The organism is Rhodococcus sp. OK519 (assembly GCF_003051005.1).
Classification (GTDB): Bacteria; Actinomycetota; Actinomycetes; order Mycobacteriales; family Mycobacteriaceae; genus Prescottella.
This window is the reverse complement of sequence record NZ_QAOW01000006.1, coordinates 173,933-186,157: the sequence shown is the minus strand read 5'-3', so window position 1 is coordinate 186,157 and position 12,225 is coordinate 173,933. Positions and strand designations below refer to the sequence as shown.

Sequence of the window (12,225 nt, the reverse complement as noted above, 5' to 3'; positions counted from 1 at the left end):
GAGCAGTGCTCTCGGTTCAGGAATCCCACTAGAGGAAGCGAGCACGTCATGTCGAATCTGCAGGTAGTGACCGGTGCAGGACCCGTCGGCTGGACCGTTGCCGAACAGTTGGCCGACGCCGGCCACGACGTCCGCGTGCTCACCCGCTCGGGCAGCGGACCGGACCATCCGCGGATCGAACGACTGAAGGTCGACGTCTCCGATCCCGCCGCCCTCGCCCCGGCGTCGGAGGGCGCCACCGCGGTCTTCCACTGCATCCACGGATCCGCATACGACGCCCGCGCCTGGGAGCGCGAGCTGCCCGCCGCCGAGCGGGTGGTGATGGACGCCGCTCAGCGGATCGGGGCCGTCGTCGCGTTCCCCGAGAGCCTCTACTCGTACAGCCGGCCCGGCGCCGCCATGACCGAGGACGGCCCCCGCAATGCCACCACCGGCAAGCTGGGGGTGCGCACCCGCCTCCTGGCGGCCCGCGCCGCGCACCCGGCGCCCACCGTCAGCGTCGTCGCGTCCGACTTTTTCGGACCGCACGTGATGAACGCCCACGCGGGCGAGCGCATGGTGCCGCCGGTACTGAACGGGAAGACGATCCGGGTGATGGGTCGCGCCGACGCCCCACACTCGTTCACGTACGTCCCCGACCTCGCCGCGGCGATGATCGCGGCCGCGCACGATCCGACGAGGTGGAACTCGGTGCTCCACGCTCCGACCGGCCCCGCGGTGACGCAGCGCGAGTTGGTCGCGGCGTTCGCGGAGGCGGCCGGGGTGCCGAGCCCCAAGGTCGGAACGCTGCCCGGGTGGCTGCTGCGCGGCGCCGGCGCCGTGCATCGGCCCACCCGAGAACTGGCCGAGACGCTGTACCAGTTCGAGGCCCCGTTCGTGATGGACTCGCACCGCACCGAGCAACTGCTCGGGCTCACTCCCACCTCGCTCGCCGACGCCACCGCGGCGACGGTGCGGTGGTGGCGGACCGAATTGGCGACGCCGGCCGCCCGATAGGGTCGCCGTGTGCGCAGATGGAGTTCGGTTCGTGGGTCGTGGACGGCCGCCGCAACGACCCTGCGTCACTCGCCCGGCCTCGCCCGCCTCACCACGGTCCGCTTCGCGAGCCAGTTCGGCGACGGACTGTTCCAGGCCGCACTCGGCGGGGCCATCCTGTTCAACCCCGAACGGGAAACCGAACCGCTCGCCATCGCGGCGGGCTTCGCGGTGCTGCTGCTGCCGTACTCGGTGGTCGGGCCGTTCGCGGGCGCACTGCTCGATCGGTGGGACCGCCGAGCTGTGCTGTTGTGGGCGAATGCCCTGCGCGGCATCCTGATTCTCGTGATCGCGGCGACGCTCATGGCCGGGGTGGGGGAGACGCCGCTGCTGCTGTTGGCCCTCTCGGCGATCGGCGTCAGCCGATTCGTCCTCGCCGGCATCTCCGCGTCGCTGCCGCACGTGGTGCGGCAAAGTTGGCTGGTACCAACCAATTCTGTTCTCGCTACCGCCGGGTCGGTGTTCGCCGCGCTCGGTGCGGGCACCGCCGTGGCGGTGATCGGCTTCCTCGGCGAGGGGGATGTCGGGTCCGGGGTCGCCGTTGCGATCGGTGCGGTGGGGTCGGTGATCGCGGTGTGGGCGTCGCGCGGGTTCGCGCGTCACGCACTCGGCCCGACCGACACCGCCGCCGACACCCGCGGCACCGCCCTCGCGATCCTCGCGGGGCTGCGCGTCGGCGCGACCGCCGTGTGGCAGGCGCCCGGCGTCACCACAGCGATGCTCGGAATCGGGGCGCACCGCATCGCTTTCGGCGTCAACACCCTCGTGATGGTGCTGATCCTGCGCGACCCGGCATCCGCGGGAGCACTGCCCGGGGGGCTCGCCGGATTCGGGGTGGCGGTGGGCGCTACGGCCGCGGGCATGTTGCTGGCCGCGCTCGTCACGCCGTGGCTGATCCCCCGACTCGGACGGCCCCGCACCGTCACCGTCGCGATCGCGTTCGCCCTCGTCGTGCAGGTGACGATGATCGCGACGCTGTCGCAGTCGTGGCTGCTGATCGGTGCATTCCTCCTCGGATTCGCCGGCCAGACCGTCAAGCTCACCGGCGACGCCGCCATGCAGATCGAGATCGACGACGACCGCCGCGGCCAGGTGTTCGCCCTGCAGGACACCGTCTTCAACATCGCCTTCTGTGCGGCCGTCGCCGCCGCGGCCACCGCCATCGCCCCGGACGGCCGCTCCCTCGGCCTGGTCCTCGCAGCCGGCGGCGTCTACGCCCTCAGCCTGATCGGCATCGGGCTGAACTCACGACGTTCGGCCGCCGAGACTGGCTAGGCCTCACCTCTGAGCACCGTGTCGAGGCGTCCGTCACCGTCGGTGTCGGTCAACCGCACCGACATCCGCCCTGTTTCCTCCTCGGCGACCAGCAACGTGTCGTGCCGCGCCGGGTCACGGGTGGAGACGAGCACGTAGTCGGGTGTCCGGTCGCGATCGAGGTCCACGACCTCGTCGTCCCGTTCGCCGTCGTTGTCGAAGTCGACGCGCCCCCACCGGTGCGGCTGCCCTGACGGTCCCGGCGAAACCTGCTGTCCCCACACCCCGTTGCGGGACGAATCGGCAAAGTAGCGGGCCTCGGGAACACCGACGTCGAGGACCGCGTGATCGACGACCCCGTCACCGTCGCTGTCCCACATCGCGTCGTCGAGCAGGCCGTCGCCGTCGAAGTCGAGGCGCACCGCGTCCAGTCCGCCGTCCGCGTCGAGATCCAGGTCGGCGGGCGACGTCCACGTGGTCGTCGCACCGTCTCCGGTTCCGAACCAATACTCGAGTCCCTCCATATCCTTCTTCGACGCGCGGCAACGTGACACGGTTCCGTCACGGTCGACACCGTTGCGCCGGGGGAGGGCACCCGGCCGGTGTTACGTTCGGCGGAAATCGCTGTCGCACGGAACTGACGGTCATGCCTCGGATTCTGACGTCGCTACTCGCCACCACCGCCACGGGTCTGGCACTCGCCACGGCCCCCGCCGTCGCGCAGACACCCGATCCGGTGGCGTTCACGAATGCATGCGGCGAGCGGGGCTTCGACCCCTCGGTGCGGGACCCGCAACCGGTGCCGACCGATCCGCCCGTCATCGGGGTTCCGCTGCCGTATCCGGAGTTCGTCCCCGTGCCCCTCCCGGATCCCGCGCCCGACCAAACCCGGGTGCCGCAGGATCCGCTGCCGGCCGACCCGTGCGCCGACCCGTGCCCGGACGTCACCGACCTGGCCGAGACGCCCGCCGCTCCCGACCCCGGGGCGCCGGGATCCGATTCGGGGTCCGGGTCCGGTTCGGGGTCCGGATCCGGTTCGTTCTCGTTGCCGCGTATAGAGATTCAGCCCAGGTCCGAGACCGTGCCGATTCCGATTCCGGGGGACGAACCGGGCCCCGCACCGCAACCGGCGCCCCCGTTCCGGATCGGAACGATCGAACCAGGACCCCTCACCCCGTCCATCGGTGCCCCGCAGGTGCGGGCCGTGGATCTGGTGTCGCAGGTGACCGGCCCCGGTTCCGAGAACCGCACCGACAAGCGCTGGCAGGTGAGCGGCACCGACCTCGGCATCACCTGGCAGAGCCGCCCGGGCGAGATCTCCGTCGCGTTCGGCGACACCTTCGGGCTCGACTGGGTCCCGCCCGGCGCGAACGGGAAGGACTGGCGCAGCAACGTCCTCGGGCACAGCACCGACACCGACCTGTCGGACGGCATGACGATCGATTCCATGGTGCAGGACAGCCGCTGCCACGCCGCCGAGATCATCGCCTCCCGGCACATCCCGAACTGGGAGACCACCACAATTCCGACGTCCGGGTTCGCGATCGGCGATCGTCAGTACCTCAGCTACATGTCGGTGCGGCGCTGGAGCGTCGTCCCGGGCATGTGGTACACGAACTACGGCGGCATCGCCTACTCCGACGACGACGGCCACACCTGGACCGAAGACCAGCATGCCAAGTGGGACAACATCTTCGGCACCGGCCGGTTCCAGGTGGCGGCGATGGTCCCGCAGGGCGACCACGTCTTCATGTTCGGCACCCCCAACGGGCGCCTCGGTGCGGTGGGACTGGCCCGCGTCCCGGTCGGCGAGCTGCTCAACCCCAGCGCCTACCAGTACTGGGTGGCCGGATCGTGGGTGCCGGTGGTCGAGCACCTCGCCACACCACTCGTCGCGGGGGCCGCGAGCGAACTGTCGGTCCGCTACGACGCCACCCGGCAACAGTGGCTGATGAGCTACCTCGATCCGATGTCCGGTCGAATCATTCTGCGCCGCTCCGCGAGTCCGCAGGGAGTCTGGTCCGACGGGGGCACCCTCGCCGATGCCGCCGAGTACCCCAAGATGTACGGCGGCTTCATGCACCCGTGGTCCACCCCGAACGACCTGTACTTCACGATGTCCGAGTGGGACAGCTACAACGTCTACCTCATGCGGGCGCAGCTCGAGTGATCCCGCGGTTCCGGCGATCACGCGGCCGGATAGACCGCCACCTCGGTTGCCTTGACGGCAAACCAGACGTCGTCGCCGGGAACCAGATCGAGTTGGGCGACGGCAGCAGCCGTGACGTCGGCGACCAGTCCTGCCGACCCGTCGGGGTGGTCGACGGCGCGAACCCGGATCGCGTGGCCGTGCCGGCCGAGCCCCTCGATCTCCGCGATCCGGACACGGAACACGTTGCGCGGGCTTCCTTCCGGGTGCGTGCGGTGCACGGCGACCGCGGTCGGACTGAATACCGCCACCGCGTGCTCACCGTCGTCGCAAGGATCCTCGGCGACACCGTGCACGCTCCCGGCGACCGTGTCGAGGACGCCGTCGCACACCTTGCCCGACATCAGATTGATCCCCGCGATCCGGGCCGCGAACGTGCTGCGCGGACGGGCCAGCACCCGATCCACCGGCCCTTCCTCGACGACCCGTCCACCGTCGAGCACGACCACCCGGTCCGCGAGCGAAAGTGCATCCAGCACATCGTGGGTCACCAGAATCGCGGTGCGGTCTCCGGTTCGCAGAACGCGCCGCAGCACGGCGCGCAGGGCGGGCGCCACGCCGACGTCGAGCGCGGCCATCGGTTCGTCGAGCAGCAGCAGTTGCGGGTCGGCCGCCAGCGCGCGCGCGATCGCGACACGCTGCGCCTGCCCACCGGACAGTTGCCGAGGCCGGCGACCCGCGAACGCCGAGGCATCCACCTCGTCCAGCCAGCGGTCCGCCACGGCGTACGCCTCGCGCCGCCCCGCACCGGCGCTACGCGGCGCGAACGCGACGTTCTCTCGAACCGTCAGGTGCGGGAACAACAGCGCCTCCTGCGCCAGGAGCGCGACCGACCGCTGATGCGGTGGCACCGCAACACCTTTCGCGGTTTCGGTGAGCGCTCGATCGTCGAGCACGACCCGTCCGTCGTCGGGGCGCAGCAGTCCGGCCACGACGTCGAGCAGCGTCGACTTGCCGGCGCCGTTGGGCCCGAGGATCGCGACGACCTCGCCGGGCGCCACGTCGAGCGCGACGTCGAGTCCGCGGGCGTCGACGCGGGCCCGCAGCGACAGGCCGCTCACAACGCCCCCACCAGGCGGCGGGTCCGGGCACCCAGGACGATCACCACGGCCACCACCACCAGCACCAGCGACAACGCGACCGCAGCCTCCGGGTCGGTCTCGCGCTGCAGGTAGATCTCGAGCGGCAGCGTCCTGGTCACACCCTGCAAGCTGCCCGCGAAAGTCAGTGTGGCACCGAACTCACCGAGTGCGCGGGCGAACGACAGCACCGCCCCCGAGATCAGTCCGGGCAGCACCAGGGGAACGGTGACGCGCCACAGCACCGTGGTCGGACGCGCACCCAGGGTCGCGGCGACGGCCTCGTAGCGTCGGCCCGCGGTGCGCAGCGCACCCTCGAGACTGATCACCAGGAACGGCAACGCCACGAACGTCTGAGCCAGCACCACCGCCGTCGTCGAGAAGGCGATCTGGATGCCGGCCAGCTCCAGGTGCTGTCCCAGCAGGCCGTGTCGGCCGAATGTGTACAGCAACGCGAGTCCACCCACGACGGGCGGAAGAACCAAGGGCAGCAACACGAGTGCGCGCAGCGCCGACAGCCCGGGAAACTCGCACCGCGCCGATACGAGCGCCATCGGCACGCCGAGCAGCAGGCACAGCACAGTGCTGATCGACGCCGTCTTCAGGCTCAGCAGCAGAGCGTCCACGGACGATTCGGAAGTCACCAGGCTCACGAAGTTCGCCCAGTCCACCCCAGCGAGCATTGCGACGAGCGGCAACACCACCAGCAGGGCGCCGACGGCCGCGGGCACGTAGATCCACACCGGCAACCCCGCCGGTACGCGCACCCGCGGCGTGGTGATCACGGCGCGCCGAATCCTGCTGCCGACAACACCTGCCTACCGTCGGGCCCGATCACGAAGGCCGCGAATTCGCCGGCGACAAGCGGATCGTCGGAGTTGCGCAGCACCGCGATCGGGTACGTGTTGACGATCCGCGCGGATTCCGGGAACGGGACGGTCGCGACCTTGTCTCCCGCACCGGCCGCATCGGTGACGTACACGAGGCCCGCGTCGGCCTGCCCCGTCACGACCTTGCCGAGGACGTCCGTCACCGACGACTCCTCGCTGACGGGGGACAGGCGCACACCCGTGATGTCCTCGATGCGCTGGGTCGCGTTGCCACACGGCACCTGGGGTGCGCACACCACGAGGTCGATGCCCGGACGAGCGAGATCGGCAAAGGACGTGATGCCGGACGGGTTGCCCGGCGGCGTGACGATCGTCAGCGTGTTGGTCGCGAAGTTGACCGGATCCGACGCCGTCAGCCCCGCCCGGACCGCCTTCGTCATGTTCGCGGTGTCGGCGGACGCGAACACGTCGGCCGGGGCGCCCTGGTCGATCTGGGTGAACAGGTCCGACGATCCCCCGAAGTTGAACACGACGCGGGTGTCGGGATGCTCGGCCTCGAACAGCCTGCCCAGTTCGGTGAACGTCGACTTCAGCGACGCCGCCGCGAACACCGTGATCGTGGCGCCGGACTCGGAGTCGGTGCCGGAATCCGCGGAGCCGCTGCATCCGGACAGCAACGTCATCAGAGCCAGCGCGCCGGCCAGCGTGCCGGCCACCGCCCCCGCCCGCACGCGCCTCACGCCGACACCGCCGGCGTCTCGACGATCACGGTGGTGGCCTTCACGACGGCCACCGCGATGCTGCCGGGCTCGAGCTTCAACTCGGTCGCCGACTCGGCACTCATGAGGGAGACGACGGAGAACGGGCCGCACTGCATCTCGACCTGCGCCATCACGCCGTCGATCACCACTCGGGTCACCAGCCCGGTGAAGCGGTTGCGGGCCGAACTGCCCACACCCAGCGGATTCTCCGGAGCCGGAGCCGCGTTGGCCCGGGCGAACTCGGCGAGCTGACGGCCGTCGAGGACCATGCGGCCGGCGTCGTCCTTGTGCGACACGAGCGTGCCCGCGTCGATCCACCGTCGGACGGTGTCGTCACTGACACCGAGTAGCTGGGCAGCGTCGCGTATCCGGATGTCAGGCATGCACGGAGTCTAGATCCGCATCTGCGGATGCCTCAATCGTTTCGATCCGATTCTGCGCCTGCTCGGTACGCGCCCGGGATCCTACTCGGCCCCACTCAGCCCTTCGGCTGGTCCGCCCACCACTTCAGCAGCTCGGCCTCGGCCTCGTCGCGATCGAGGGGGCCGCGGTCGAGGCGCAGTTCCTTGAGGAACTTCCACGCCATGCCGACCTGCGGTCCCGCCGGGATGCCGAGCAGTTCCATGATCGCGTTGCCGTCGAGGTCGGGGCGCACGCGCGCCAGGTCCTCCTGCTCGGCGATCCGGGCGATCCGCACCTCGAGGTCGTCGTAGGTGGCCTGCAGGGCCGCGGCCCGACGCTTGTTGCGGGTGGTGCAGTCGGCGCGGACCAACTTGTGCAGCCGCGGCAGCAGGTCACCGGCGTCGGTGACGTAGCGGCGGACCGCCGAATCCGTCCACTGCCCCTGGCCGTAGCCGTGGAACCGCAGGTGCAGGAACACCAGCTGGCCCACGTCGTCGACCATCTGCTTGGAGTACTTGAGCGCCCGCATCCGCTTGCGGACCAGCTTGGCGCCCACCACCTCGTGGTGGTGGAAGCTCACGCCGCCCGCCGGCTCGTTGCGCTTGGTGTCCGGCTTGCCGATGTCGTGCAGCAGCGCGGCCCAGCGCAGCACCAGGTCCGGATCGCCGTCCTCGAGGTCGATCGCCTGCTTGAGCACGGTCAGCGAGTGCCAGTACACGTCCTTGTGCTGATGGTGCTCGTCGATCTCGAGCTTCATCGCGGGGATCTCGGGGACCACGCGGTCCGCGAGACCCGTCTCGCACATGACGTTGATGCCGTCGATCGGGTACGCGCCGAGGATCAGCTTGTCGAGTTCGGTGTGCACCCGCTCGGCGGTGATCCGCTCGATCTGCCCGGACATGTCGACGATCGCCTGCCGCACACGTGGTGCGAGCGTGAACCCCAACTGCGAGACGAACCGGCACGCGCGCAGCATCCGCAGCGGATCGTCGTTGAAGGAGATCTCGGGGGCCGCGGGGGTGTCGAGGACACCCTCGAGCAGTGCGTCCAGCCCGTTGAGCGGATCCACGAACTCGAACGTGCCGCTGCCGTCGACCCGGACCGCCATCGCGTTCACCGTGAAGTCACGGCGGACCAGATCCTCCTCGAGGGTGGTGCCGTACCGCACCTCCGGGTTCCGGGTGACCCCGTCGTAGGTGTCGGTGCGGTAGGTCGTGATCTCGATCTGGTCGGCGCCCTTGGCCGCGCTGATCGTGCCGAAGGCGATGCCGGTGTCCCACTGGTTGTCGGCCCAGCCGCGCAGAATCTGCTGCACCTGCTCGGGGTGCGCGTCGGTGGTGAAGTCGAGGTCGGTGCCGAGACGGCCCAGGACCGCGTCGCGCACACTGCCGCCCACCAGGTACAGCTCGTGCCCGGCCTCGGCGAAGCGTGCGCCGAGCGGGGTCAGCACATCCGACAGGCTGCTCAGGGTTCGGTGCGCACCGTCGAGGAGTCGGGCGCGCCGCTCGGCATCGGGAGTGGGGGCATTCACGTCAGCAAACCTTACCGAGGTCGTCGCGGCGCCGAACGCACCTCCGGTGAGGACACCGCGCAGCGCGTCCCGACCTCTGGCGTGGGAGTCCGGCAGGTTGCGCCGTGTCAACTACGATCAATGAGGTGTCCGCCGCTGAACGTGCCAACCGCAACCGTCGCTCCTCGCGGCGTCGCGGCACCAGCGCTGATTCCGTCAAATCCAAGACCCCGCACCTGCGAACCGTCCGTGAAACCTCCGCCGGCGGACTGGTCGTCGACGGTCTCGGCGGACCCGAGGACAAGCTGTGCGCGGCCCTCATCGGCCGAACCGATCGGCGCGGGCGCCTGCTGTGGTCGCTGCCCAAGGGACACATCGAGCAGGGCGAGACCACCGAGCAGACCGCGATGCGCGAGGTCGCCGAGGAGACCGGCATCCGCGGTTCCGTCGTCGCCTCGCTCGGCAGCATCGACTACTGGTTCGTCACCGAGGGCCGGCGCGTCCACAAGACCGTGCACCACTACCTGATGCGGTCGCTGGGCGGTGAGCTGTCCGACGCGGACATCGAGGTCACCGAGGTCGCCTGGGTGCCGTTGTCCGAACTGGATTCCCGGCTCGCCTACGCCGACGAACGCAAGCTCGCCGAGATCGCCGGTCAGCTCATCGCCGAGATGGGGCCCTCGAGGGTCGGGGAGACCGACGCCGAATGACACTGGCATCGCGTCCCGCAGGGAGACGACCGGGTGCCGCGACCTACACGGTGCTGGCGCTCGTCCTGATGCTCATCGGTGCCATCGCCGGGACGGCCGGGGCGGGGACCGCCTTCGCGCAGACCACGAAGGCGCGCAGCCAACCCAAGTTCCTGGAACTGCACATCGACGACGTCACCCCGTCCACCGTCACGACGACGTCGGATCCCGTCGTCACCGTCACCGGGACCGTCGCGAACGTCGGTGACCGCGCGGTCACGGACGTCGGCGTGCGCTTGCAGCGCGCGCCCCGCGTCGACTCGAGCGAGGAGCTGCGCACCTCGCTCGACATGGATCAGGGCCAGTTCGACGTCGTCGGCCCGTTCGTGCAGGTCACACCCGAGCTCGCGGAGGGTGAACGGAAGCAGTTCGTGCTCTCGCTGCCGCTGCGGTCGCTCACCGGGTCGTCGCTCGACGTCACCGAGCCCGGCGTGTACCCGCTCCTGGTGAACGTGAACGGCGCCCCCGAGTACGGCGGGCAGGCCCGGCTCGACGACGCCCGCTTCCTGCTCCCGGTGCTCGGCCTGCCGCGGGCGGCCGGTGGCACCACCGAGACCACACCGCCGGTCAGTGAGACGTTGCCGACTTCGCCGACTGCGCCGGTGCCCCCCGACACGTCCTCCCCGGTCGCGCTCACGCTGCTGTGGCCGCTCGCCGACCGGCCCCGGCTCGCAGCCGGCGTCCCGGGCTCGGTCACCGAGAAGGTCCGGCTCCGCGACGACGAACTCGCCTCCTCGCTGTCCGCGGGCGGTCGACTCGACCAACTCCTCGGCGCCGTCGAGCACGCGACCGGACCCGACGTCGACCGCGACCGCCGGCTGACCGACACCCTGTGCCTGGCCGTCGACCCGGACCTGCTGATCACGGTCAGCAACATGACGCAGGGCTATCTGGTCGTGGACGATCCGGCCGACCCGAACGGGCCCGCCCGCGAGGGGTCCGGACGCGCCGCCGCCGCAGCGTGGCTCGAGCGCCTGGAATCGATCGCCCGCACGATGTGCATCACGTCGGTGCCGTTCGCACAGGTGGACCTCGCCGCACTGAGCCGGGTCGACCAGACCTCGCTCACCGACACCGCGCTGAAGGCACCGGCCGACATCGTCGACTCGATCCTCGGCGTCGCCTCGCTGCGAAACGTGACGTGGCCCGACTCGGGTGTCCTCGACGACGCGACGGCACAGCTGCTGCACGACATCGGACCCACCACGACACTTCTCGCGGCCAACGCGATCGACTCGACGGCACCCGCGGGCGGCAAGGTCGTCGTCACGGGTGCGGGAGCCGACGCCGTGACCGCCGGACTGTTCGACGTCTCCGCCGCGGCGGCCCTCGCTGCGGTCGGCGCCGACCCGCAGACGCCGTCGTACGTGCCCGCCCGGGCACGCTACAACGTGGACCGCGACTCGCGCACCGCACGACTGCAGGACGCCCTGGGCGCAATGTCGTGGTCGGCGCTGCAGTCGACCGGCTCGACCGGGGGACCGAATCGGCCCGCGGACCGGCCGATGCTGATCGTGCCGCCGCAGCAGTGGACGGCCGACGGCGACGAGGCCGCGGCCGTGTTGTCGACGGTGTCGACGTTGCTGCGCTCTGGGCTCGCGACACCCAAGCCGCTGTCGCGAGTCGCCGAACAGCCACCGACCTCGCCGGCGGCGGCGTCGCTGGCGTACCCGGAGCAGGCCATCGTCGACGGGACCCCCGAGTCGATCGAGTGGGGAGTGGGCGCGCAGGAACCACGCATCGACGAACTCATGGCGGCCCTCGTCGACGATCCGCAGGTTCCGCTGACGCCCACCCGGTTCCTCGCGCCGCTGCGGGAGGATCTGCTCCGCGCCATGACGTTGTCCGGTCGCCGCGAACAGAACGACGCCGCAGCCACCGCCGACACGATCGCGGGACAGCGGGTGAGCGCCGTCGCCACCACGGTCGACGGCATGTACTCGGCGGTCACGATCCTGGCGCCGGGCGGGGTGTACACGCTCGCGTCGGAGCAGAGTCCACTGCTGCTGGTGGCGCGCAACGAACTACCCGTCGCCATCACGGTGCAACTGCGGGTCGACGCCCCCACCGAGATGCAGATCACCGACATCGGACCTCAGCAACTGCCACCCCGCGGCAGCCGGTCGCTGCAGGTTCCCGCCGAGATTTCCGACTCCCGGACCATGGTGGTGGACTTCTCACTGACCACCGAAAGCGGCCAGAGCCTGGGCGAACAGACGTCCGTCACGGTGCGGTCGAATGCGTACGGTCAAGCTTTGGCGATAATTACGGCGTGCGCTGGTGCACTTCTGCTGTTCCTGGCCGGGCGACGACTCTGGCACCGGTTCCGCGGCCAGCCTGACCGAGCCGACGAAGGGTATGAACGTCCATGACCGAGAACTCTCGCGACGAGGGCT

11 protein-coding genes are annotated in these 12,225 nt (G+C 70.3%); 5 read left to right on the top strand and 6 right to left on the bottom strand.

Annotated elements, in window-relative coordinates; translation table 11 throughout:
• Positions 1 to 48 precede the first annotated feature (48 nt).
• On the top strand, positions 49 to 996 hold the full coding sequence (locus C8K36_RS16985; RefSeq protein WP_107985694.1) for an NAD-dependent epimerase/dehydratase family protein: 948 nt from the start codon (positions 49 to 51) through the stop codon (positions 994 to 996).
• Between the two features lie 9 nt (positions 997 to 1,005).
• Positions 1,006 to 2,310: an MFS transporter gene (locus tag C8K36_RS16980; RefSeq protein ID WP_107985693.1), complete on the top strand. Its 1,305-nt coding sequence runs from the start codon at positions 1,006 to 1,008 to the stop codon at positions 2,308 to 2,310.
• On the opposite strand, the gene C8K36_RS16975 is transcribed toward C8K36_RS16980, so the two are convergent.
• The gene (locus C8K36_RS16975) at positions 2,307 to 2,813 is read right to left on the bottom strand and encodes a hypothetical protein (protein WP_107985692.1); all 507 of its coding nucleotides are present in this window, start codon (positions 2,811 to 2,813) and stop codon (positions 2,307 to 2,309) included. The two genes, C8K36_RS16980 and C8K36_RS16975, sit on opposite strands and share 4 nt — an antisense overlap.
• Before the next feature lie 122 nt (positions 2,814 to 2,935).
• Here C8K36_RS16975 and C8K36_RS16970 point away from each other — a divergent pair, with 122 nt between their 5' ends.
• A complete protein-coding gene (locus tag C8K36_RS16970; protein WP_107985691.1) occupies positions 2,936 to 4,459 on the top strand; it encodes a DUF4185 domain-containing protein in 1,524 nt (507 codons plus the stop codon).
• A 17-nt stretch (positions 4,460 to 4,476) separates the two neighbouring features.
• On the opposite strand, the gene C8K36_RS16965 is transcribed toward C8K36_RS16970, so the two are convergent.
• The 5 genes from C8K36_RS16965 to C8K36_RS16945 all read right to left on the bottom strand — a co-directional run bounded on the left by C8K36_RS16965 (position 4,477) and on the right by C8K36_RS16945 (position 9,101).
• Positions 4,477 to 5,559: a sulfate/molybdate ABC transporter ATP-binding protein gene (locus C8K36_RS16965; protein WP_107985690.1), complete on the bottom strand. Its 1,083-nt coding sequence runs from the start codon at positions 5,557 to 5,559 to the stop codon at positions 4,477 to 4,479.
• A complete protein-coding gene (locus tag C8K36_RS16960; RefSeq protein ID WP_107985689.1) occupies positions 5,556 to 6,362 on the bottom strand; it encodes an ABC transporter permease in 807 nt (268 codons plus the stop codon). Before C8K36_RS16960 ends, C8K36_RS16965 begins: the two co-directional genes overlap by 4 nt.
• Positions 6,359 to 7,090, bottom strand: coding sequence for a molybdate ABC transporter substrate-binding protein (modA, locus tag C8K36_RS16955; protein WP_107985790.1), 732 nt, complete (start codon positions 7,088 to 7,090; stop codon positions 6,359 to 6,361). Before modA ends, C8K36_RS16960 begins: the two co-directional genes overlap by 4 nt.
• A 53-nt stretch (positions 7,091 to 7,143) precedes the next feature.
• Positions 7,144 to 7,551, bottom strand: coding sequence for a TOBE domain-containing protein (locus C8K36_RS16950; protein WP_107985688.1), 408 nt, complete (start codon positions 7,549 to 7,551; stop codon positions 7,144 to 7,146).
• Between the two features lie 95 nt (positions 7,552 to 7,646).
• Complete coding sequence (locus C8K36_RS16945; protein WP_107985687.1) at positions 7,647 to 9,101, bottom strand: CCA tRNA nucleotidyltransferase; 1,455 nt, start codon at positions 9,099 to 9,101, stop codon at positions 7,647 to 7,649.
• A 125-nt stretch (positions 9,102 to 9,226) separates the two neighbouring features.
• On the opposite strand from C8K36_RS16945, the gene C8K36_RS16940 reads away from it, so the two are divergent.
• A complete protein-coding gene (locus C8K36_RS16940; RefSeq protein WP_107985686.1) occupies positions 9,227 to 9,790 on the top strand; it encodes an NUDIX hydrolase in 564 nt (187 codons plus the stop codon).
• Positions 9,787 to 12,201 carry a DUF6049 family protein gene (locus C8K36_RS16935; protein ID WP_107985685.1) on the top strand — a complete coding sequence of 805 codons (2,415 nt, stop codon included), beginning with the start codon at positions 9,787 to 9,789 and terminating at the stop codon, positions 12,199 to 12,201. The genes C8K36_RS16940 and C8K36_RS16935 overlap by 4 nt, the downstream gene beginning before the upstream one ends.
• Positions 12,202 to 12,225: the final 24 nt, after the last annotated feature.

Bases quoted from the DNA above. Each gene is read 5' to 3' on its own strand.
- C8K36_RS16985 (WP_107985694.1), top strand. From the start codon at position 49: ATGTCGAATCTGCAGGTAGTGACCGGTGCAGGACCCGTCGGCTGGACC.
- C8K36_RS16975 (WP_107985692.1), bottom strand. From the start codon at position 2,813: ATGGAGGGACTCGAGTATTGGTTCGGAACCGGAGACGGTGCGACGACC.
- C8K36_RS16970 (WP_107985691.1), top strand. From the start codon at position 2,936: ATGCCTCGGATTCTGACGTCGCTACTCGCCACCACCGCCACGGGTCTG.
- modA (WP_107985790.1), bottom strand. From the start codon at position 7,090: ATGACGTTGCTGTCCGGATGCAGCGGCTCCGCGGATTCCGGCACCGAC.
- C8K36_RS16950 (WP_107985688.1), bottom strand. From the start codon at position 7,551: ATGCCTGACATCCGGATACGCGACGCTGCCCAGCTACTCGGTGTCAGT.
- C8K36_RS16935 (WP_107985685.1), top strand. From the start codon at position 9,787: ATGACACTGGCATCGCGTCCCGCAGGGAGACGACCGGGTGCCGCGACC.